The 23,943-nt window shown below is 36.4% G+C and carries 16 protein-coding genes and 1 CRISPR repeat array; of the genes, 3 read left to right on the forward strand and 13 right to left on the reverse strand.

Annotated features, from left to right (window positions below; all coding sequences use genetic code 11):
- Positions 1–24 precede the first annotated feature (24 nt).
- The 9 genes from H3U96_RS01680 to H3U96_RS01720 all read right to left on the reverse strand — a co-directional run bounded on the left by H3U96_RS01680 (position 25) and on the right by H3U96_RS01720 (position 12,090).
- Positions 25–489, reverse strand: a complete 465-nt coding sequence (locus H3U96_RS01680) for a hypothetical protein (protein WP_198195374.1) — start codon at positions 487–489, stop codon at positions 25–27.
- Positions 483–1,805 carry a phosphatase PAP2/dual specificity phosphatase family protein gene (locus tag H3U96_RS01685; protein WP_198195375.1) on the reverse strand — a complete coding sequence of 441 codons (1,323 nt, stop codon included), beginning with the start codon at positions 1,803–1,805 and terminating at the stop codon, positions 483–485. The genes H3U96_RS01680 and H3U96_RS01685 overlap by 7 nt, the downstream gene beginning before the upstream one ends.
- 2 nt (positions 1,806–1,807) lie before the next feature.
- Positions 1,808–3,565, reverse strand: a complete 1,758-nt coding sequence (locus H3U96_RS01690; RefSeq protein WP_198195376.1) for a bifunctional alpha/beta hydrolase/class I SAM-dependent methyltransferase — start codon at positions 3,563–3,565, stop codon at positions 1,808–1,810.
- A 3-nt stretch (positions 3,566–3,568) separates the two neighbouring features.
- Positions 3,569–4,186 carry a CDP-alcohol phosphatidyltransferase family protein gene (locus H3U96_RS01695; RefSeq protein WP_198195377.1) on the reverse strand — a complete coding sequence of 206 codons (618 nt, stop codon included), beginning with the start codon at positions 4,184–4,186 and terminating at the stop codon, positions 3,569–3,571.
- A 21-nt stretch (positions 4,187–4,207) separates the two neighbouring features.
- A complete protein-coding gene (locus H3U96_RS01700; protein WP_198195378.1) occupies positions 4,208–8,482 on the reverse strand; it encodes an acyl-CoA dehydratase activase-related protein in 4,275 nt (1,424 codons plus the stop codon).
- 188 nt (positions 8,483–8,670) lie between these two features.
- Positions 8,671–9,387, reverse strand: a complete 717-nt coding sequence (locus H3U96_RS01705; RefSeq protein ID WP_065613062.1) for an epoxyqueuosine reductase QueH — start codon at positions 9,385–9,387, stop codon at positions 8,671–8,673.
- Positions 9,388–9,856: 469 nt separating this feature from the next.
- Positions 9,857–10,402, reverse strand: coding sequence for a hypothetical protein (locus H3U96_RS01710; RefSeq protein WP_065578649.1), 546 nt, complete (start codon positions 10,400–10,402; stop codon positions 9,857–9,859).
- Between the two features lie 630 nt (positions 10,403–11,032).
- A complete protein-coding gene (locus tag H3U96_RS01715) occupies positions 11,033–11,362 on the reverse strand; it encodes a hypothetical protein (RefSeq protein WP_086360466.1) in 330 nt (109 codons plus the stop codon).
- Positions 11,363–11,613: 251 nt separating this feature from the next.
- Complete coding sequence (locus tag H3U96_RS01720) at positions 11,614–12,090, reverse strand: hypothetical protein (RefSeq protein WP_086360465.1); 477 nt, start codon at positions 12,088–12,090, stop codon at positions 11,614–11,616.
- Between the two features lie 90 nt (positions 12,091–12,180).
- Positions 12,181–12,508: a CRISPR direct-repeat array (repeat unit 28 nt; unit sequence ATTTTTGGCTACCTACACGGCAGTAAAC).
- 687 nt (positions 12,509–13,195) lie between these two features.
- Between H3U96_RS01720 and H3U96_RS01725 the strand changes: the two genes are divergently transcribed.
- The 3 genes from H3U96_RS01725 (at position 13,196) to H3U96_RS01735 (ending at position 18,260) form a co-directional block, all read left to right on the forward strand.
- Positions 13,196–14,608 carry an EmmdR/YeeO family multidrug/toxin efflux MATE transporter gene (locus H3U96_RS01725; protein WP_232347709.1) on the forward strand — a complete coding sequence of 471 codons (1,413 nt, stop codon included), beginning with the start codon at positions 13,196–13,198 and terminating at the stop codon, positions 14,606–14,608.
- A gap of 701 nt (positions 14,609–15,309) precedes the next feature.
- Positions 15,310–16,695, forward strand: a complete 1,386-nt coding sequence (locus H3U96_RS01730) for a glycoside-pentoside-hexuronide (GPH):cation symporter (RefSeq protein WP_065578519.1) — start codon at positions 15,310–15,312, stop codon at positions 16,693–16,695.
- Positions 16,696–16,739: 44 nt separating this feature from the next.
- Positions 16,740–18,260 carry a glycoside hydrolase 43 family protein gene (locus tag H3U96_RS01735; protein ID WP_086360463.1) on the forward strand — a complete coding sequence of 507 codons (1,521 nt, stop codon included), beginning with the start codon at positions 16,740–16,742 and terminating at the stop codon, positions 18,258–18,260.
- 53 nt (positions 18,261–18,313) lie between these two features.
- On the opposite strand, the gene H3U96_RS01740 is transcribed toward H3U96_RS01735, so the two are convergent.
- From H3U96_RS01740 to H3U96_RS01755, 4 genes are all read right to left on the reverse strand, one after another.
- Positions 18,314–21,172 (reverse strand): valine--tRNA ligase, encoded by a 2,859-nt coding sequence (locus H3U96_RS01740; protein ID WP_198195380.1) that lies wholly within the window; start codon positions 21,170–21,172, stop codon positions 18,314–18,316.
- Positions 21,173–21,364: 192 nt separating this feature from the next.
- A complete protein-coding gene (gene panC / locus H3U96_RS01745; protein ID WP_198195381.1) occupies positions 21,365–22,210 on the reverse strand; it encodes a pantoate--beta-alanine ligase in 846 nt (281 codons plus the stop codon).
- An 18-nt stretch (positions 22,211–22,228) separates the two neighbouring features.
- Positions 22,229–23,071 (reverse strand): 3-methyl-2-oxobutanoate hydroxymethyltransferase, encoded by an 843-nt coding sequence (panB, locus tag H3U96_RS01750; protein ID WP_198195382.1) that lies wholly within the window; start codon positions 23,069–23,071, stop codon positions 22,229–22,231.
- Positions 23,068–23,916, reverse strand: a complete 849-nt coding sequence (locus H3U96_RS01755) for a Rossmann-like and DUF2520 domain-containing protein (RefSeq protein ID WP_198195383.1) — start codon at positions 23,914–23,916, stop codon at positions 23,068–23,070. Before H3U96_RS01755 ends, panB begins: the two co-directional genes overlap by 4 nt.
- Positions 23,917–23,943: the final 27 nt, after the last annotated feature.

Raw genomic sequence — 23,943 nt, forward strand, 5'->3', positions numbered from 1 at the left:
TTGTATTGCTGTGGTATTAATCTATTAACTTGTGATAATAGCATTAATCACCATAAAAACGATTAAACAATTTTGTAATAAAAATAGAATTATCTGCTTTTTAAACAAGGATAAAATCCCTTTTTGGCGTTCAGTGACCGTTCTTGATGATTGGTGAGATTTGATTAATTGCAAATTGACTAATGCTTTATCCATAGCTAACAGCTCTTCTGGCAAATGATCAACATGCTCAGATAAATATACAAACAATTTTCTATCAAAATCTATCCTTATTGCATAATACTTACTTATTAAACCGAGAATAAAGATCATCAAACAAATAATGGTTAATGGTATTGCCCAAGAACTTAGCAAGGCAACAAAAACAACTAATAGCGATAATAGCATCGAAAAAAGATCAATCTGTTTACTTATCGATAAAAAACAACAAAACGTTACTAAATCTACTTTAGTTACACTATTTTGCCAACTATTATTACTACTCAACATATCGCTGTCTCATCTTTAAAGTTAGCCAACCAATTGGATAAAATCAGTTGTTGCTGGCGAGAAATCACAATTGAATTTCGCTGTTCTTTTACTATAGCTATCGCCTGTTGCAGAGTGTTAGCTCTTTTAGTCCACAATAACCATGCAATAACTGCAGTTGCACTCCTCGAATAACCTAAAGCACAACAGACTAATAATTTACCCTGCTGCCGATAATATTCGATAGCTTGTGCAGCCTGCTGACACTCTTGTTGTGATAAGGGCGTCATATCTAAAACCGGAATAAGCTTATAGTTACCGTCAAAACATCCAATTGGCAACTCGGCACAAAGATCGACAACCGATATAAAATGATTTTGATTTAGCGATTTTGAGGATGGAATGCGACCTAAATAGACTTCATCAATAATCAAATCATCAGTTGGATGTTTAATTGTCCATAACCGTGAATTGAGCCACATAATAGCAAAAAATGGCAAATAGAGCAGATAAACGGCTAACTTAAAATGACCATTTTGCTGTTTTTGCAAACCAGATGCGCCAAACAATAAATAATTAGCAGCAATCAATAACCAGGCACCAGCCAACCATAACAACCAGAGTGCCCAGCCAGAAAAGTAAATAGCTACAGTGAGTGACAGTAGGCATAAACAAAAATAGAACATCGCCCAAGTATAATTTTTAGTTAATGGTCGATGTTTTAATGGCGTCGTCATATTATCTGGCCATAACCAAATAGAAAAACAGCCTACCCATAATCCAGTTGGAATATCGAAAAAATGATGCTGCCAAGTGGTTAAAACCGAAAGTGCAATTAACAAACACCAAAAATGTAATATATAACGCCATAATCCTCGAAAATATTGCGCATAAAATTGCCACAAAATCACTAATAACGTGATATGTAATGATGGTGCTTGATTAAACGGCTTATCAAATCCCATTAAAATATCAAACATCAAGCCAAAAAAGCCATCCAAAGCAGGCCGTTCAAAATAGAACTTAAGCGGAAAAATTAGAAAACAGATGATACAAATCACTTGTGCCGTTAACAGCCGTAAACCAAGATTTTTAAGTGATTGCCAAGAAGATGTTAACAGAATAGCTAATCCATACATCAGATCGATAGACCAATAAGGAATTATCGTCCATGACCAAAGTGGAATAGAATATTCCCAACTAAAAAATAGACTTGGCACATCTTGACGTTGCGAAGTTAACCAGTTAGCAAAATTATAACTGGCAAAAAAGAATACTGATAAACCGGCTAACCACAAACATTTATAAACATTTAGACGGTTAATTAGTTTTGGCATAATCAATGCGAATTTCTCTGAGCGACAGATACCGTAAAAATGCCCCACTGATCGACCAACATGGTTACTTTACTAAATCCTGCTTCGGCAACTAACTGATCCATCTCAAGTTGAGTTCGTCGTCGCATAATCCACGGTTGTCCTTGTCGATGTGAAGTTAACGCTCTGGCAATAAATTCTAATTGCGGATGCCAAGGTTGATTGGTGTAAAGTAAATAGCCACCTTGTGGTATTACATCAGCCAAGCCAGCTAAAGATTGCTGTAACAGTTGATTATCACCAAATAATTCATACAGTCCTGATACTACCGCTAAATTAGGTTTAGGTGATAATTGTGAAAGCTCTTCACGACTAAAGGCATCGCCTTTTTCAAAACGGACAATATCACTTAACCCTTGTTGCGCAATTAGTGCTTGGCCATCACGGATATTAATATCACTATAATCCCGCAACAACACCGAATTAGGTTTATTAGCGATTTGACTAATGGTTTCTAAAATATATCGACCATGCCCTGCGGCTATATCAACAATATTTACTTCAGTAGATTGTTGTTGTAACTGTTCAATAGCTTGCTTTAAGAGTTGTTCAAGATGAATTTTTCGTTGCCGAATCCCTCGCCAACCAATAGATTGCAAATAGAGATAATCAAAAAAACGCCCTAGTTTAGATGTTCCAGACGGTTCATTTCGATAAACATAATCAAGTGTACTACCGGAGTCAAAACCGGTTTCAAAGCCTAACTTAATTCCATCCGACAAATTACTAGCATATTTCAAGGTCGCTTTAACTAACTTCCAATACCATGGTTTAAGCCAACCAGAAGGCGGTAAAGCTAACTTATCGGATTCAGATCGAGTATAACCGACCCGATCGGCATTGGTTAACGTTGGAACATCGGGTTGATTCGCAAAACAGCCTTGAATAAATCGCCTTGCTCTATCAATTGCCATATAACGATCTTTCTCACCAAAGGTATCATGATAAAATTTTGGGAGGATATGAAACTCTTTTTGATTGGTTCCTAAATTATCATAAAACGCTTGTTGTGGTTTGCGTCGCACCACAAAATCACAACCAGAAACTAATAACTGTGTAGGGACAGTGATAGCATTGGCATCCTTAACAATTCGATCCGCTACCGCATACAAATCAAGTAGTAATCTCACCGAAATAGGTTTAGTAATTAAAGGATCTTTATTAAAAGAGTCTGCTCGACTGCCATCATGGGTTAGTAAATTCGGTTTGACATAACTATTTACAAAGAAATTGCCTTTCAAGTTATATAACAACTTAAGTCCAGGCACCGCTAATGGCACATATAATTTAACGCTAAATGCTGGTGAACCTAATACTAATGCACGAATATTTGGCACATAATCATGCACCCAAGCGCTGGCAATTACCGCGCCAACACTTTGAGCGATAATAGCAATATCTTGCATATCAATTGCATATTCTTTAATGATATGCTCTATAAAACAGTTGGCATCTTTGATTAACGTAGCAAAATTAGGGGCATCACCACGTTCACCTTCTGATTGGCCATTTCCTCGCGCATCCCAAGCAAAAATATGGAAATCAGGCAATTCCAGCTCTTCGGCTAAATGGGCAATTCGTCCAGAATGTTCATGGCCACGATGAAAAAGTACAATTGCTTTTGAAGCTGTTTTCGTATCACTATCGACTGCTGGCCAATAACGATAAAATAATTGACAGCCATCATGACTAATAAATGTGTTTTGCTGCTGTTCGCGCATTAATTATTCCTTATTATTTTTCGCTTCTTGCAATCCTTTTCTCACTCTATTAATCACCGTAATTAGTAGCAAAAAGGAGATAAACCACAATAGAACATTTAGCCATTTAAGAGGCAATAGATAGGTTGCAATTCCTAAACTAATTAGGCTAAAAGCTAAAGCTCGATCACTTTTCCCCATAGGTCCATCATAACGTCGCGAGCTACCAATCATCACACCGAGTACACCCGCGTATTCGGTTAGAAATGATAATAAGATCACTAATATCATTAAATTGGTATTAACTTGATTTATTTGAGTAAAGATTAACAGCAGAGCACAATCGGAAATCACATCACAAATCTCATTTAAATAGGCACCTAAATTGGATTTCTGACGAAATTCTCTGGCTAACATACCATCAATAGCATTAAGAGCCATCCGGATAAACATCCATATGGGTATTAACAAAAATAGCCATTGATGATCGGCAAAAAAGCCAACTAATAAAGCAATCAATATCGACCCAGCACAAGCAGCTAACGTAACTTGATTAGCAGTTATTCGTGAATAATAAAGCGAATTCACATAAGGACGAAGCAATGCTTGAAAGCGAGATTTTAATTGATAAATAGAAAACACAGATCGTCCCTTAATAGGTAATTATACAATTCGTTGTAGTTGAGCATACTTTAATGAACTTACCATAAAATGCAAACGGTTAAGTACATTGACCTCACCTGCACCATCATCAAAATCCAAATAGAGCAGATTCAGTTTTGGATTAAGATCGCGCATCCGCTTCTCAACCCCTTTAGAAACAACATGATTAGCAATACAGCCAAACGGTTGCAAACTAATAACATTATTGATGCCATGCTCAGCAAAGGTCATAATTCCTGCAGGAATTAACCAACCCTCGCCATATTGATTGGCCAAATTCAAAATTTCCTCTGCTTTTTTCGCCATATCACGAATATTATGAAATGGTTGATAATGTTTAAAGCCAGATAAAATCTGATTAGTTTTATCAATATACTTTTGTGCCACCTTTTCAAAAAAGTGCACAAAATAAGCGACAAAACTTTTGTTAACAATATAATTATCGACATTACTATCATAGTTAACAAAACATTGCGCAAAAAATTCAATCATTGGCGGAATAACAGGTTCAATACCCTGATCGACTAGCCAATCAACACTATGTTGATTACCAAAACTGTTATATTTAACATAAATTTCACCAACAATACCAATTTGTGGGCAATCTTTATTCAATGTCTCGATTTGATTAAAATGATCGACCGCCTCTTTCAACAGCGCAAAGATCGCCTTTTTGCCTTTATGTTGATTGATAAGTTGTTGTAATTTTCTAATATAAAGATCTTTCGCTTGGTTAGCTTGTTGCTTAAATTTGGCTCTAGGCGCAATCGAGTAAAACATCTTCGAAATCGAATCAGTAAATAACATCGCAAAAAACGTCGTTGGTAAAGTTTTAAGCCAATTAATTCTAAAACCTGGTTGCTCAATTTCATTAATATTACCGGTACTGAGCGACACGATAGGAATATCTTCGAAACCATTACTAATCATTGCTTTCTTAATCAAAGAAAGATAACTACTCGCTCGACACTGTCCACCCGTTTGAGTAATGCCTATAGCCACTTCATCACGTTGATATTTACCCGAATTAAGCGCTTTAATAATATCACCAACAATAATGGTCGCTGGATAGCATATCTCGTTATTACAATATTTAAGACCCCACTCAACCGAACTTTTATCTGGTTTTGGCAAGGTTTCAAGTTTATAACCTGACAACTCAAAAATCGGTGGTAATAATGGTGAATAAAAATCGGAGATATAAGGTGCTAAAATAGTCCTTCTCTGTTTATCTTGTTTAGCAAAAATAGCCGTCTTTTTACGCTCAACAACTTTTAACGGTTGTTGGTGATTCATACGGATTGACTCAATAATCGAACGTAAACGCAATCGCACCGAACCAGTTGCGGTGATCTCATCGACTCGAATTATTGTACATGTCTTACCTTTCGACTCTAAAATCGCCTTACACTCATCGGTAACAATCGCATCAGGCCCACAACCAAACGAATTAAGTTGTACAAACTGAATATTTTTTGGTTGTTCAGCAACAAAACTAGCTGCTGCATATAAGCGATTTGGATAACTCCATTGTGAGCAAATTTGTAGTTCGGGCGATAATTGACTGATCGCACCTAACACTGAATCTTCGGTTATTACATCGCAACCAAGCGCATTTAAAATCTCTGGTGTTTTATGATTAATTAAACTATCACTATGATAAGGACGACCTGCCAAAATAAATACATAACGCCCCGTTTGTTTAGCATTATTTAGTACTTCAACCGCTTTATTATACAGCGATTTCTTATATTCAGCTTGAGCCGCTAATGCATCAGAAAATGCTTGATTAGCTATCTTTTCTGCAATACCAAGCGAAGTTAAATAATTAATACAGCCCTTTTTCAACAATTTTTGATTACTAAAATTGATTACTGGATAATCCAGTGGCACATCATATTTTTGACTAGGATTGATAGCACTATTCACCACCTCTGCATAGCTACTCACAATTGGACAGTTATAGCTATTAACTGCATTAGTAAACTGATCAGATTCAAACACCACCATCGGCATAAAAATACGATCAACCTTTTGCTCGATCAACTCCATAATATGCCCATGAACTAATTTGGCAGGAAAACAGATACTATCCGACATTACTGTACCGGCGCCCTTTTCATAAATCTCATGCGTCGAGTATGGTGATAACGTTACATTAATACCACTATTAGTTAACAACGTGTGCCAGAATGGGAAGTTTTCGTATTGTCCTAAAACCCGAGGAATACCGACATTAAGCTTAGCTTGAGCATTATGGATATTGGTTCGATCAAATAACAACGTATTTTTATAATCAAACATATTAAATGCATTTTTATCTTGATATTGATTATTACTCAAAAAGCGTTCACATTTATTACCAGAATAATAACGCTGACCATTAGCAAAACGATAAATCATAATATCGCATTTATTTTCACACCCCTTACAGCGTGATGGTTTCGCTTTATTATCTTCAGCTTTATGTAAATTATCCAATCCAATAAATTGCGAAGGAGTTTGTTGTTGTGCATAATGATTTTTTGCCACTAACGCCGCACCATAAGCCCCCATCAGTTCAGGAATATTCGAACTGGCAATCTGTGCGCCGGTTAACTGCTCTAGGGCACGAAACACCGCAGGATTTTTAAACGTCCCGCCTTGCACCACAATATGATCGCCCAATTTGCGCATATCATGTAATTTCAGTACTTTATGAATGGCATTTTTAATCACCGAAAAAGCTAGACCCGCTGAAATATCGCCCATAGTGGCGTTTTCACGCAGTGCTTGTTTCACTTTTGAGTTCATAAAAACCGTGCAACGGGTACCCAAATCACAAGGATTATTGGACTTACACGCTGCGTCAGCAAAATCGATGGTATTGGAATTAAGGGATTTGGCGAAAGTCTCAATAAATGAACCACAGCCAGAAGAACATGCTTCGTTTAACTCAATATGATTTACCACGCCATTAGCAATAAAGATGGCTTTCATATCTTGGCCACCAATATCCATGATAAAACTGACCTTAGGCTCAATATGTTTAGCGGCAGCAAAATGCGCCATTGTTTCGACTAAACCATCATCGATGGCAAAAGCGGCTTTTAGCAGTTCCTCACCATAACCAGTAACGCCAGTGCGAGCAATAATAATCTCTTTACCTGATGCCGCAATCTCATCTTTTAATACCGTTAAACCTTTAATTAATGCGGTAATTGAGTGGCCATTATTCGGTGCATAATAAGTAAAAAGTAGCTCGTCATCCTCACTAATTAAGGTAATTTTAGTGGTAGTTGAACCACTATCAATTCCCAAATACGCTTTCTGCTTTTGATAAGCAGTTAAAGCTAGACGAGGGATTTGAATATATTTGCGTTTTTGTTGCCAATCATCAAAAGACAAAGCTTGATTAAAGAGCGGTTTTAACCTAAAAGACTGATTGACTTGAATCTTGGTTGAGGCATTTAATCTATCAATAAATTCAGTGAGTGTAAGTTGACTACGTTCAATAGCATGAATCGCTGCGCCCCAAGCTGACAACAAAGTAGGATGTTCGGTGGTAACTATCTGATCTTCATTTAACTTTAGTGTCTCTAACGCGGCCTTGCCTAACGTAGGAATAAACGAAAACGGTCCGCCAATCAACATTACTTTGGGAACAATATCATAACCACGGGCTAAGGTATTAACCAATTGAATACAAACCGCATGTAATACAGAATAAGCAATATTTTCTTTGGAGACATTACGACTAATTAAATTTTGCACATCAGTCTTAGCAAATACACCACAACGTGAAGCAATCGGATAGACTTTATCATGTTGAGTTGCCAGCAGATCAAACTCCTGCACTGGGGTATTAAGCAAGGTCGCCATCTGATCGATAAATGCCCCTGTGCCTCCAGCACAACTACCATTCATTCGAATATCAGGCGGACGATCAGGAAAAAAGAAGATCATCTTACTATCTTCCCCGCCAATATCAATTAACGTTCTAACCTCTGGATATTTGCGCTGCACCACTTCCGATGCGGCAACTACCTCTTGAATAAAGGCGATATCGGCTTTTTCCGAAATCCCCATCCCAGCAGAACCAGTCACCTTGACCGATAATACAATCTCTTCACCCAATTGCTGTTTAATTTCATCTAATAGTGATAAAACTGTAGGAACAATATGGGTATTATGGCGAACATAATTGGTATAAACAAAATTATCTTGCTCATCAAGCACGACACATTTTGCAGTAGTAGAACCAACATCCAATCCAAGTCTATACATTTTTGACATAAACAAACTCACATTTGCAAAATTAGACTTAACCTATAATAGGGTCACAAATATTACTAAATAACTATATTTTTATTATGGGATTATTATAGCGAAATCTTTCTAATTTTTAATCTATTTGTTTGAAAAATGACATTTTTGGATATTTTTTAACTAGCAGAAACTAAAGAAAATAAATCTTATTGGCGCTAATCCTGCGCCAAACCTTGCTTAGCCGTAGCTATAACATTCTTTAAATCGATCCCTTGTGCTTTTGCAGCAAAAATACAACCGCAATAACATTGACGATAAACATCGTACTCCTTACAAAGTTCGATAGAACGCTTATAACCGTTATTCTTCTTAAAATCAGAAGGTAAATAATTTACCGAAAAAAGCTCTTGAATTTCAAAACCAAGTTGGTTAATTTTTTGACTATTCTTTTTCGGACTTAGCGTTAAAGCACTAGCGAAATAATCAAAACCTAACTCTTGTGCTTTAATCGCTGCCAAATCTAAGCGCATCTTATAACAAAGATGACAACGTTCACCGCCTTCTGGAGCATCACGTAGATGCTCAACCTTCTTAATAAATTCTGCTGGTTGATACGGGGCTTCTAAAAACTGTACATGGTTATTGGTTTTTTGATTAAAGTCGGCAATAAACTTCTGCTGAACCTTACTGCGATATTCATATTCCACGCGCGGGTGAATATTGGAATTAGCAAAATAAATCGTAATATCGGCATACTGTGCCAAATACTCCAGTACATAAGTACTACACGGGGCACAGCAACTATGAATTAGTAACTTTGGTCGCGCTGATGCTAACTGCCAATCAGCAATCACCTCTTGCAAAACTGAATCATAATTTACTTTATTATGTGGATTTAATTTTTCGAGAATATCTTTGGCATTAATTAACATTGGGACTCTTTCAGTATCAGACTGATTGATGAATTTTAACGCGCGTATAATATAGCGATCTGCTTAAGCGTTCAAGTTTAAGTTACAATTTTGTTTTTCCGAATTAACATTTAATTTTTTCGCTAAATTTGCGGTTATTAAAAACCCTTTTCCTCAAATTTTTAAATGCCAATTTCACCATTTTGCAGCAGTCAAAAAGTGACAAATGCCTAAATCATGAGTTAGACATTTTTAATAAAGTGTTTCAACAGAATTTTTTGACTAACTATGCGGCGGTGAACTAGTCACAGACGATATCATTATCACCGCTAACTTTCTAAACTAACACTTAGGCAGTTTGTAATATTTTTTTATTTTTATCCCTTTATGTATAGGGAACTCGGATTGGTTTTATTTCTCAATAATATCGGATCCGGTTTATCACTATGCATATAGGGAACATGTTATAAAACCCTTTTAGAGGGTTTGATTATAAGTGTGTAGCTATTTCTCTAGCCACGTCTAAAGCTATCTGATCCCACGCATACTCAATAACCGAAGTAACTTTTGCATCTTTTACTCCGCTATCATTCTGTTTAGTAGAAAATTCTTTAGTCCATCTATTGCCTGATAATTCAAATGTTACATTTAAAATTACGCTCGCACTATCAATATTCGTTACTCCATAAGTGAATTTTGTTTTAGCATTATTAACTATTAATGTTAACTTTCTACCGCCAGAATTTAAATCTGCGTACGTGCTAATTGCTTCTTCAATTCTTGATGAAAGACCTATTCCAATCGGAATTCTAGTACGAGTCCCACCACCAACAAATCCTGAGGCCCCTTGTATATCAATTCGTGACGTAAAATCACTAGGAATCCATGTAATATCCAAGCTTTGTTTTTTAGTAATATGTATCTCTGATTTTATTTGCTTTAATGATTGATAAGACAACCTATCATTAAATTGATGATGAACACTACAACCAGAGAAAACAAAACCTAAACACGTTAATAATAATAATTTTTTCACCCCATTCTCCTATAAATAATTTTGATAGATAGTATAAAATTTGTTAGCCAAGTGCAATAAAAGTTATTAATTCAATCATTCTCATAATAGAGGAAATTATTTTTATCAATCTGGTACGATATTTTATCGACAATACTTATTTTTCCAATATCAAATAAAGAAGAATGAAAATGTTCTATTGATGTCATTAAATCAATATAACTATATATTTTATTTGAGATCGCCATTTTATCAAAATCTGGGAAGATAAAATAATCATTTCTTATTAAAATAGAATAAAAATAACATATTGAAGTGTTTTTTAAATCAACACCAAAATCATTTTTAGCTTCATAATCAACAAACAAGGTCACTCAATATTGAGACAAATTTCCATTCTCATAATCATCTTTAAAATAATCCTTACCTACAATTTTTACGTAGCTTATCGTTGCTTTTTTGTACATCAATGATAATTTTAGCTCTTTGTAAAAGTTTGGTTACTTCATCTGCTGAGTGGTCGAATGACAGGCATAAAAAAACCGCCATTAGGCGGTTGAATTAGTTTTGATTATTTTAAATAATTATTTACTTTTTGACACAATAAAACCTCTTAGAGTTTTTTGTGATGAACTTAAAGTTATGGGTACTTCAATTTGCACATTCTTTTTCGAGATGTTCATAAGCTTTTTTGTAACCTAGTAGAGAAAAAGTAAAATCTCTTGTAAATTTAGAACCAGCCCTTACGACGAGCTTTTTACCATTTTGAAGTGCTTCATTCATAAAATCTTCTCTTTTTGCGGTTACGTCGCCTTCATACAATACCCATTCCATTTCAATTGGCTTTTCTTTATCTACTCTAAAAATGACTTTAATAGCACCGTCTTGATTGTCTTTCCAGTTTTTTGATAAAGGTATAAGACCTACTCCCTTATAATTGAATAGAAGAGCAGCACTATCAATAGCCTTTGTTTTCGTCATATCAATAGCAAGTATAGAAGGATCTTTTTTATCTGTTATTGGATCAGTGTCGATTTTAACACTTCATTCCTTATACTTAATTTCTTTGGCAAATACAAAAAGTGGAAATAACAACAAACACAACATAATCTTCTTCATACCATTCCCTTAATCTTTGAGTTTTTTTGTAATAGTATTTTATTTATTGATTCGGAGCAATAAAAAACCACCCGAAGGTGGTTTGCTCAATTGATTATAGAACTTCGCTTTAATTAGTTTGCAGGGCAATTTTTTTTCAATTCTTCATAAGATTTTGCAAAACCAACTAGAGAGAAAATAAAATCCTTAGTTTTTCCATAATTGGCTCTAATGATTAACTTTTTCCCATTTTTTATCAAATCGCTAACTTCATTAATATCAGAATATTCATATCCTAGCTCTCCCTTAGTCCAATTCATTTCAATTGGAGTATTTTTGTCCACTCTTAATATGATTTTTGTTGAATCGCCTCTCTCACTTTCTTTTGGCAAATCATTTATAACAAACGATGTGAGATTAACTGAGTTGCAATTAAATAAAAACGCAGCACTATCGCTCTTAGATTTTGTGCTATCAAATATGAATATTCTAACTGATTTTTGATCAGTAATAGGATCTTCTTGATTATCAACCACCCAATCACCGATTTTTACTGAATCGCAAAAAACAAAAAAAGGGACAAATAACAAACACAACACAATCTTCTTCATATCATCTCCTTAATCTTGATATTTTCTTGCAATGGTATGTTATTTAAAAGATTTGTGCAATAAAAAACCACCCGAAGGTGGTTTGTTTGAATTTTTGGCTACCTACACGGCAGTAAACTGTAATGACTTAAAATTTAAATCTACCTATACATTTTTGGCTACCTACACGGCAGTAAACTTATGTTAATACCGGTAATTTTATTGCTATTAATTTTTGGCTACCTACACGGCAGTAAACACGTTTCTTGTAATGCTCAAGCTAAAGCTGTAATTTTTGGCTACCTACACGGCAGTAAACAATTACTCTATACTTAACTGCACTGCCGTATAATTTTTGGCTACCTACACGGCAGTAAACTAATGTTAGCAACAGTGAGATAATCAGCTGATATTTTTGGCTACCTACACGGCAGTAAACTAGAATCCAATATACTATAAATGCAGTTGGCAAAAAGGCAAAGTCTATTTTTGCCAATAAAAACCCTTTTTTTTGAGCTATTTTTTAATATATTGATTTTTAAATATTTTATTTTAAGTCAAAAAAAAGGGTTAGCAATAAGTAGGAATTTAAGTTTCAAAAACCCCTCTCCTCAAAATTTTTTGGTTGTTTGAGTTTCGGACGTTTGTTGTTTTGCGGTTATTTCTATGCGGTGATTACGTCCGAGTTAAGAGGGTTGGCGCCAACCCTCTTTACAATCTCCCGCGGCGACCACGCAAGTGGTCACGATGTGACTGCCTTCCGCCTTCGTTAGCTCTTAACGCACCTTGCCAAACATCCCTGTTTGCCATGCTAACCTCACTCAGTTGTCAGCACATTGCGAATGTCGCTAAATAGGAAGCACTAAACTAATTTCTAAAAATAAACGTTTATTATTAGTAATAGCTGATGTTATAACTAACCTTAGCGATTTATTGGCGGGATTTTTAGGCTTTAAAAACCCCTTTCCTCAAATTTTTTTGTAATTTGTAGACTTTGATATGGCGATATATTTTATTGGTAGTGCTAATTATTAATGTTGAGTTTTTTATAAAACTTAATTTCATTTTTAGCAAATAAAGGCGTTATAATATACTAAATTTTCTAAATAAATTTTTAGGCCTGAAATTGGATTTTCAACTTGTTAGTCGATTGAAGAATCTTCAACTTTATAAAAAACGACGTTCAAATAATGTGCTGTTCTGGCGCGAAATTTATCCTTTAGCAATGCCAATTTTGATTGAGAATTTGTCAGTCATTTTGATGGGTATTTTCAGTACGTTTTTAGTGAGTTGGATTGGTAAGGCCGAGATGGCTGCCGTCGGTCTGGCGGAAAGCTTTAATATGATTATAATGTCCTTCTTTATGGCGGTTGCACTAGGGACATCAGTGGTGGTGGCGTTTAGCTTGGGACGACACAATCGTAAAAAAGCCGTGGTCGCAGCAAGGCAGTCGATTACATTATTAGTTATAATTTCGATTTTACTGTTTTTGTTTGTCGAGTTCTCAGGATATTGGATTGTCGAAATTATTGCCGGTAAGGCCGATCCAGAAGTAAAGGAATTAACACTTACCTTTCTAAGATTAACCGTTTTAGGTTACCCTACTCTTGCCTTTATTTTAGTTGGTTGTGGTGCATTACGTGGTGCCGGCAATACCAAATTACCAATGTACTTAAACATTATCATGAATATTTTAAACTTGACGATCAGTTATGTGCTTATTTACGGCGCTTTGGGTTGGCAAGGATTAGGTTTTATTGGTGCGGGTATTGGCTTAACAATCTCACGTTATTGTGGCATGTTTTTTATTTTATTAGTCTTAACCATAAAACCAAGTCGAGCGTTATTTATTCCTCTCCGTAGTTATTTTCATTCGTTTAATGGTAAAATTTTGATTGATATTTTAAGTATCGGCATTCCTGCTAGTGTGGAATCGGTAATGTTTAATATCGGAAAATTGCTCACGCAAACCTTCGTTGCCGGTATGGGCACCTCAACTATAGCCGCTAATTTTATTGCGTTTTCAATTGCTGGATTACTTAATTTGCCAGGCGGTACACTCGGTGCAACATCGACAATTATTGTTGGTAAACGTATTGGTATGGGGCAAATTTATCAACCAACAAGGCAGCTTAAATTTATTTTTCATCTAACCAGTTTGTTACTCTGTTTTTTAGCTTTTTTATCGATCCCTTTCGCAGGTTTATTAAGTTCGCTTTACACTAATGATCAGGAAGTCATCGAGATTTCCAAACATTTACTTTGGTTTAATGCCTTATTTACGCCTTTTTGGGCATCATCCTTTGTTTTACCATACGGTTTTAAAGGTGCGAAAGATGCCAGTTATACCATGTGGGTCGCTATTGGTAGTATGTGGATGTGTCGGATTGTTGTGGGTTATATTTTTGGCGTTTATTTTGGCTTTGGGGTGATTGGGGTTTGGTTCGGTATGTTCTTAGATTGGATTATTAGAAGTATTTTCTTTTATTATCGACTTATTAGTGGTAAATGGCTATGGCGTCATCAAAAAATCGGTTAGCGCTAATAATAAAATTCTATTTTGGCAAATAAGTTTGGTGTATTTAATTTAGCGACATTAGCAATGTGCTGACAACTGAGTGAGGTTAGCATGACAAACATGGATGTTTGACAAGGTTGTATTTTGTCAGAAACAAATCACAGCCGGTGCGTTACCAGCGAACGAAGGCGAAAGGCAGTCACATCGTGACCACTTGCGTGGTCGCCGCGGGAGATGGTAAAGAGGGTTCGCATCAACCCTCTTTACTCAAACGTAATCGCTATATAAAACTAACCAGCAAACTAGCTACAAAACAACAAAACGTCCGAATCTTAAACAACCAAAAATTGAGGAACGGGGTTTTTAAAGCCAAAATCCATCCAATAAATCGCTAACGTTAGTTATAACATCTTAATACTTTTCGATAATTAATCTATATTATCAAAATACACATCCACAATTCAGCTACTCTTGCCGTTAAAGCCCGTCAAATATCAATTCTTAATGCATTATCTATGTCAAAAATGGTGCTATAGATTTGTGATATCTATCACATTAACCATATAACGTAATTAAGGTATGCAAAATCATAATACTGTTTTGAAAATGAATTTTATAAACTCTATTTATTGTTATTTTTTCAATAAGTTGTTAACGCAACCGATAATTAAATAATGACAGTTTTATGCAAATCATATTTTGATAACTAAAAGGAGTTTATGATGGATAATAATAAAAAATTATCAGTCATGGAAAAAATTGGCTTTGGGATGGGCGATGCAGCCTGTGGTATTGTCTATTCCTCGGTGACGATGTTTTTGACCTATTTTTATACTGATATTTATGGCCTTTCTGCTGCTGCGGTTGGCATAATGTTCCTTGCTACGCGAATTTTTGATGCTATTATCGATCCGATTACAGGTATGGTTGCCGATCGTACTAAAACAAGATGGGGACGATTTAGACCATGGTTGATCTGGTTTGCGATTCCTTATGCGGTACTGGCTGTTATGACTTATACAACACCAGATTTTGGTTATTCAGGTAAACTTTTATACGCATACGTTACCTATGCATTATTAATGCTTTGTTATACATTTATTAATATTCCTTATTGTGCTCTTGGCGGTGTTATTGCTCGTGATGAGAAAGATCGCCTATCCGCTCAATCCTATCGGTTTACTATTTCATCGGCATCAGGGCTTATGGTATCAATAGGTACATTATTCTTAGTCGATTGGTTAGGAAAAGAAAATAAGCAACTCGGATTTCAGTTAACCATGGCGGTTATGGGCGTTATTGCGATTGGTATGTTAGTGTTCTGTTTTGCAACCACTGAAGAAAGAGTAGTACCAATTGAAGATAAAAATGTCAGTGTTAAAAAAGATTTAAAATGCTTATTAGGCAATGATCAGTGGTGTATTGTGGCGCTTATTACCTTCTTTTCAAGTATGGCTGGCGTTATGCGTAGTTCAGCAACGCTTTACTATGCAACTTACTTGATGATGGGTGGCGTTAGCTCAGCAGCAGGTACAGCGATGAAATCAGCCTTTGTGTCAACATCGGTGGTTGGTACTATATTAGGCGCGATGGCTGCTGGTTATTTTGCTAAACGTTTTACTGCTATTCAATTATTTAAAAATATTAATTTAACGTTATTTGTTATTGGTGTGGTGATGTTTTTTGTTCCACCGGTGTGGTTAGCGGTTATTTTCCCACTCTATTTTTTAATTGGCTTTTTCCACTCCATGTATCAACCATTTAAATGGAATATGATGGCCAATGCGGCTGATTATGGTGAATGGAAATTTGGACGCCGAGCAACTGGTCTATCTTTCTCAGGTAATTTATTTGCCTTAAAACTCGGTATGGCAATCGCTGGTGCTTTAGTCGGCATCTGTTTAGGTTTATTAGGCTATCAAGCAGGTGTAAATGAACAAACCCCATTAGCCACAATGGGCATTATTGGTCTTTTAACTATTGGACCAGCATTTTCCTATTTATTGCTTTGGTGGTTAATGCGTTTTTATAAATTAGATGACAAAATGATGGCAAAAATTCAAAGTGATTTACTGGCTAGACAACAAAATAAAGATAGTCATGACTAAGATAGTATGTCGATAAGTAATAGTTACAATTAAAGGTAAATTATATGAGTTTAGATTATTATCACAATCCTATAATCTGCGGTGATTATTCCGATCCGGATATTGTCAAAGTAAATGATGATTTCTTTATGGTTTCATCTAGCTTTAACCATATGCCAGCATTACCGATCCTCCACTCAAAAGACTTGGTAAATTGGCAGATTATCAATCATGTTTTTGATGCCCTTGACTTACCCGGTTATGATGCAGTCCAACCCGGTAAAGGAGTTTGGGCGCCATCGATTCGCTATCATAATGAAAAACTTTGGGTGTTTTTTAGTACTCCTGACGAAGGTATTTTTATGTCTAATACCTCTGATCCTTGGGGTAAATGGAGCAAACCACACTGCTTACAACCAGCACTCGGTTGGATTGATCCTTGCCCATTTTGGGATGATGATGGTCGAGCATGGTTAGTGCATGCCTTTGCACAAAGTCGTTGTGGTGTAAAACATAAGTTGCAGCTATTTGAAATGGCTAATGATGGGTCAAAATTAATCGGCGAAGGTCAAATTATTTACGATGGCACTGCCGATTTACCGACACTTGAAGGACCAAAACTTTATAAGCGCAATGGTTGGTATTACATTTTTGCACCAGCTGGCGGTGTTGAAAATGGTTGGCAATCGGTGTTACGTAGCCGTAATTTAACGGGTCCTTGGACTGCACGCAATGTGCTATTTCAAGGCAATACGACAATTAACGGCCCTCATCAAGGTGGATGGGTCGAATTGGACAACAATGAGTGCTGGTTTGTACACTTTCAAGATGCCCATTTATATGGCCGTATTGTTCATTTACAGCCTATGTATTGGGGTGATGATGATTGGCCTCGCATTGGTGAGAGTATCAATAATGATTCCACTGGACAACCGGTATTATCATATAAAAAACCAACTGTGCTCCATCACTCAGAAGAGTATAAAATCCAAACCAGTGACGATTTCCAGCATGGTAAATTTGGTTTACAGTGGCAATGGCAAGCAAATCCTAATCCTGATTGGCTAATAGCAAGTGATCAAGGATTAAACTTAAGTTGTTATCCATTACCTATTGATAATAAACAGCGTACACTCTATTTTGCAGCTAACTTATTGCTGCAAAAATTTTCAGCATGGCAATTCACGGCGCAAACTCAACTTACATTGAATGCTAAGCAAACAGGTGATTTGGGCGGTTTAATCGTTTATGGTGAACGTTATGCAGCAATTATGGTCGGTTATGATAATGGCCAGTATAAGCTATATTATCGATATGGCTGGATGAAAGATTCAGGTCAAGTTGACGAATATCAACAAATTGTCGGTCAATTATCTTCACAGCATTGCCAACTTAAAGTCGAAGTTGGTTTGAATGGTATCTGTCAATTTTACTATAAAGATCATAAGACAGACTGGATGTTAATTAATCCTAGCTTCGCAGCTGGAAAAGGTAAATGGGTGGGGGCTAAAGTAGGAATTTTTGCCACAACCGAAGCAGATAATGCCATTGGTCATTGTCATTTTGATTACTTCAAGATTAGTTAACGGTTTAATTAGATAAAAAACCCTCTCATATGAGAGGGTTTTTATTCAAGTTGTTAAAGACTTTTTATGGCTGCATACTGCTCTTGCAATTTGGTTTTATCAGCAATATAGCCTTGTTGTTTTTCTTTCTCTTTGGCAACAACAGCTGCGGGGGCTTTATCGACAAAGCTAGCATTAGATAATTTATTATCAATACGCGCAATTTCACCATCAATACGAGCGATCTCTTTTTCTAGTCTAGCTAGCTCATCTTCTTTATTAATAAGCCCAGCCATTGGGATAAGGAGTTCAGCGCCATCAACCAATTTAGTGACTGATAATGGCCCTGCTTCCCCCTCATCTAACAAGACAATTTCTGATAATCTTGCTAATGATTCGATAAAGGTGACATTGTCACTAATTACGCGATGAACCGCTGGTGATGCTTTTCTAATCAATAGCTGTAATGGTTTGCTTGGTGCGATATTCATTTCAGCACGGATATTACGAACCGCAATGACAGCGTCTTTAATCCAATTGATATCGGCAACCGCTTTATCATCAACTAATTGGCTATCAAATGCTGGCATTGGTTGTAACATAATGGTATCCGCTTTGATTGCCATTAGTGGTTTGACACTTTGCCAAATAGCTTCAGTAATAAATGGAATGATTGGATGCGCCAAACGTAATAAGGCTTCAAGTACCGTGACTAAAGTGTGACGAGCAGCACGCTGCTGATTCTGTTCACCATTTGCCAATACTGATTTAGTTAACTCTAAATACCAGTCACAGAACTGATTCCAAGTGAATTCATATAAGATATTAGCAGCTAAATCAAAACGGTAAGTATCGAATGCTTCTCGATAGGTTTTCACAGTTTGGTTAAATTCCGCTAAGATCCATTTATCCGCTAATGAATAATCTAACTCCCCACCTTTAAAACCACAATCGTGATCTTGGGTATTCATCAATACATAACGGCTAGCATTCCATAGTTTATTACAGAAGTTACGATAACCTTCTAAACGTTTTAAATCCCAATTGATATCACGACCAGTTGATGCCAGCGCCGCTAAAGTAAAACGTAAGGCATCAGTACCATGCGCTTCAATACCATTTGGGAACTGTTTTTCTGTACGTTTGGCAATTTTTTCCGCTAATTGTGGCTGCATCATATTACCGGTACGTTTTTCTAATAAATCGGCAAGTGAAATACCATCAATCATATCTAAAGGATCGATAACATTACCTTTAGATTTCGACATTTTTTGCCCTTCTTCATCACGAATTAGCCCGGTCACATATACCGTTTTAAATGGTACTTGTGGTTTACCATGTTCATCTTTAATGAAATGCATGGTCATCATAATCATTCGAGCAACCCAGAAGAAGATAATATCAAAACCTGTCACTAGCACATTTGTTGGATGGAAAGTAGCTAAATCATCAGTGTTTTCTGGCCAACCTAAAGTTGAAAATGTCCATAGTGCTGATGAGAACCATGTATCAAGGACATCGTCATCTTGAGACAATTCGATATCTGCTGCCAGATTATTTTCACGGCGAACTTCAGCCTCATCACGACCAACATAGACGTTGCCTTGATTATCATACCAAGCTGGAATTCGGTGTCCCCACCATAATTGTCGCGAAATACACCAATCTTGAATATCATTCATCCATGAAAAATACATATTTTCATACTGTTTAGGCACAAATTGGATATCACCATTTTTTACCGCCGCAATAGCCGGTTCCGCTAATACTTTAGCTCTCACATACCATTGATCGGTTAACATAGGTTCGATTACCACACCACCACGATCGCCATAAGGGATAGTTAAGTCATGCGGTTCGATTTTTTCTAAAATATCTTGAGCTTCACACTGCGCAACAACTAATTTACGCGCCGCAAAGCGTTCTAAATTTTGGAATTGTGCCGGAATATCGGTTGCGTGTGCAGTACTTGGCTCTCCATTAGTATCAAACACTTCAGCTTGAGCACGAATATCACCATCAAAAGTTAAGATGTTAATCATCGGTAATTGATGACGACGCCCTACTTCATAGTCATTAAAGTCATGCGCAGGGGTAATTTTTACACAGCCAGTACCTTTTGTCATATCCGCATGTTCATCGCCAACAATCGGAATTCGGCGATTAACAAATGGTAATATGACAAATTTACCAATCAAATCTTTATAACGAGGATCTTCTGGATTAACGGCAACACCGGTATCACCAAATAATGTTTCAGGACGAGTTGTAGCGACAACTAGATAATCTTTGCCTTCTGCAGTTTTAACACCATCCGCTAATGGATAGCGCAAATGCCACATTGAACCTTTTACTTCACGATTCTCTACTTCAAGATCAGAAATTGCGGTACGTAATTTTGGATCCCAATTAACTAAGCGTTTACCACGATAAATTAGGTCTTCTTGATAAAGTCTTACAAAAACTTCTTTAACCGCGTTAGAAAGACCTTCATCCATAGTAAAGCGTTCACGATCCCAATCAACCGAATCACCTAAACGTCGCATCTGTTTAGTGATGCTACCACCTGATTCAGCTTTCCATTGCCAAATTTTTTCAATAAACGCCTCACGACCATAATCATGGCGAGTTTTGTTTTCTTCAGCAGCAATTTTACGTTCTACCACCATTTGCGTTGCAATACCGGCATGGTCACTACCTGATTGCCATAGCGTGTTATTGCCTTGCATACGATGATAACGAATTAGCGCATCCATAATAGTTTGTTGGAAAGCATGTCCCATATGCAAACTACCAGTTACATTTGGTGGTGGAATAGCAATACAATAACTTGGTTGAGATTTGTCACCATTAGGCTTAAAGTAACCACTTTCTTCCCAATGTTGATAGATAGGTTGTTCGATTTCTTGTGGATTATAAGTCGTATTTTTCATAATAAAGGCATCAATCCTAATTCAAGGCATAAAAATGTGGTTATTCTACCGTAAAATGATATAACAATAAATTACTAGACGAATAAAGTGTTTGATTAAATCAAATTTAAATCAGATAACAATGAAATTAGCATAAAAAAACCACTTGTTGGCAAGTGGTCTTAACGTTATGAACGATTAGAATGGTAAATACTAATGATGATAGATAAAGTTATCAATCAATCTGGTTTTACCAATATAAACCGCCAAAGCACATAAACTATCTTGATTTAAACGATCAACCGCGGTTAATGTTGCATAATCAACAAATTCAATATAATCAATTTTAGCTAACGGCTGAGCATTTATAATATTCTGCATTGCGGTTAAGATGGTTTGTACCGATTTTTCACCGGCTTGAATCAGTTGTTGGGCACACTCGATTGATTGATACAAACAGATAGCAGCTAAGCGTTCTTGTTGCGATAAATAGCTATTGCGAGAACTTTTAGCTAGTCCATCACTTTCACGCACAATTGGGCAACCGATAATTTCGATATCAATATTAAGATCACTTACCATACGCTGAATAACCGCTAGTTGTTGCGCATCTTTTTGACCAAAATAGGCTCGATCAGGTTGCGTGATATTAAATAACTTAGTAACCACAGTACAAACGCCTTTAAAATGGCCGGGTCGCTTTTTGCCGCAAAGCGCATCAGTTAGGTCATTAACATTCACATAGCTATTAAAATTGGCATCATACATTTCACTGGCTGATGGACAAAAAATCAGATCAACTCCCATTTGTTGGCAGGCGTTTTTGTCACGCTCTAAGTCACGTGGATAACTGGCTAAGTCTTCTTTCGGGCCAAACTGCATTGGATTGACAAAAATGGTAACAATCACTTTTTGATTATCTTGTTTAGCCGCAGCCATTAAGCTCTGATGACCTTCATGCAGATACCCCATAGTTGGCACTAAACCAATACTAGCACCGTTTTTACGCCACGATTTAACCTGCTGACGAACTTCATCAATTGTTGTTACAACTTTCACAATTATTATCCTTTCTGGCTATTTTGAAAATTCAGATTTGAGTTGAGTCATAATCTCACCGTCAATGGCAAACTCATGTATTAATGCTGGGTATTGTTGCTGTTTTACCTCTTGGCAATAATCGGCAAATGCTTGCTTCATTTGATCACCGATTGGCGCAAAAGATTTAACAAATTTAGATGATACGCCATCATACATTGACAACATATCTTGATAAACTAACACTTGACCATCACAACCATGACCAGCACCAATACCGATCGTTGGTATGCTAACAAGTTCAGTGATAAATTTAGCTAAATCAGCAGGTACACATTCGAGTAAAATAGCTGCAGCACCAGCTTGTTCAACCGCTAATGCATCCAAAATAATATCTTTAGCCGCTTGGTAATCTCTACCTTGTACTTTGTAACCGCCTAATGCTAATACTGATTGTGGCATCAGACCAATATGGGCAATAACCGGAATCGATGCTTGAGTGATCATCTTAATATGTTCACAAAATGCTCGCCCACCTTCTAGTTTTACAACCTGTGCATTGCCTTCTTGAATCAAACGACCAGCATTATGTACAGCATCATAAACAGAAGCATGGTAAGACATAAACGGTAAATCCGTCACAACTAATGCGTTTTTAACGCCCTTTGCCACTGCTTTAGAGTGATGGATCATATCTTCCATGGTGACAGAAACCGTGCTTTCATAGCCTAGCATCACCATTCCTAATGAATCACCAACTAATAAACAATCTACACCGCTATCGTCCATCAGTTTTGCCGTTGTGTAGTCATAAGCAGTTAACATGGTGATCTTTTGTTGATTTTGTTTGCGTTGTTGTAAAGTTAGAATTGTATTTTTCAAGGTAACAGCTCCAGTTCTAATTGATGATAGTCCCTATTAGGATGTTTTTGCCGACTAAGATTAACTAATACTGTCGATAATTGTTGATATAAAGGTTTTATATCAGCAGGTAAATTGAGTAAATGTTGTTTTATAGTATTTGCATCATTGCGTTCAACCGGACCAGTTAATGCATTTATAGTACCAACATTACAAATATTTTTGGCATTCGCTAAAAATAGATCATGCCACGCTTGTTGGCAAAAATGGGGATCTAAACCACACTGTGCCAACATATCACTGCCAACTTGCGCTAAGGCGATAACATGATTACTTAGCATAACGCAAGCCGCATGATAAAGCGCTTTATGTTCTGCCGATAATATTGCTATCGCATTAACCAAAGGTGACAACATCTGTTGTAATTTAGCTAATGCTAGGGGATTATTGGCTTCTAAAGTGAAAGATACCTTAGCCATCTCCTTGTAGCAGGTAAAACGATCATAAATTGCCGATAAAGGATGTAGCGAAAAGGCCAAAGGATGAACAATATGATCGACAGTAAATAACTGCGATGTCAGCAAACCACTGCAATGACCAACTAATTTATTCTCAATCGGCAATCGACTAACCACTTGCCAAACTGAGCTAATTTGACTATCCGGCACAGTCAAAAATAGACAATCACAATCCTCAACTAAGCAAGATAAAGTTAAATATGCTTTGCTACCAGTAAATTCACTTGCCGCTTGTGTTTGTTGATAATCACGACTATAAAAACCAGTAATTTGCAGACCAAAAAGACTAAAATATTTAGCCAAAGTACAACCCACTTTACCTGCACCGATAAAACCAATATTCATCATTAATAACAAAATTTAAGCAAAGTGGCA

The sequence above is a fragment of the Gilliamella sp. M0364 genome (assembly GCF_016100565.1).
Classification (GTDB): domain Bacteria; phylum Pseudomonadota; class Gammaproteobacteria; order Enterobacterales; family Orbaceae; genus Gilliamella; species Gilliamella apis.

Coding starts and splice junctions, on each gene's coding strand:
- H3U96_RS01680 (WP_198195374.1), bottom strand. CDS start 489: ATGTTGAGTAGTAATAATAGTTGGCAAAATAGTGTAACTAAAGTAGAT.
- H3U96_RS01685 (WP_198195375.1), bottom strand. CDS start 1,805: ATGCCAAAACTAATTAACCGTCTAAATGTTTATAAATGTTTGTGGTTA.
- H3U96_RS01690 (WP_198195376.1), bottom strand. CDS start 3,565: ATGCGCGAACAGCAGCAAAACACATTTATTAGTCATGATGGCTGTCAA.
- H3U96_RS01700 (WP_198195378.1), bottom strand. CDS start 8,482: ATGTCAAAAATGTATAGACTTGGATTGGATGTTGGTTCTACTACTGCA.
- H3U96_RS01705 (WP_065613062.1), bottom strand. CDS start 9,387: ATGTTAATTAATGCCAAAGATATTCTCGAAAAATTAAATCCACATAAT.
- H3U96_RS01715 (WP_086360466.1), bottom strand. CDS start 11,362: ATGACGAAAACAAAGGCTATTGATAGTGCTGCTCTTCTATTCAATTAT.
- H3U96_RS01720 (WP_086360465.1), bottom strand. CDS start 12,090: ATGAAGAAGATTGTGTTGTGTTTGTTATTTGTCCCTTTTTTTGTTTTT.
- H3U96_RS01730 (WP_065578519.1), top strand. CDS start 15,310: ATGGATAATAATAAAAAATTATCAGTCATGGAAAAAATTGGCTTTGGG.
- H3U96_RS01735 (WP_086360463.1), top strand. CDS start 16,740: ATGAGTTTAGATTATTATCACAATCCTATAATCTGCGGTGATTATTCC.
- H3U96_RS01740 (WP_198195380.1), bottom strand. CDS start 21,172: ATGAAAAATACGACTTATAATCCACAAGAAATCGAACAACCTATCTAT.
- H3U96_RS01755 (WP_198195383.1), bottom strand. CDS start 23,916: ATGATGAATATTGGTTTTATCGGTGCAGGTAAAGTGGGTTGTACTTTG.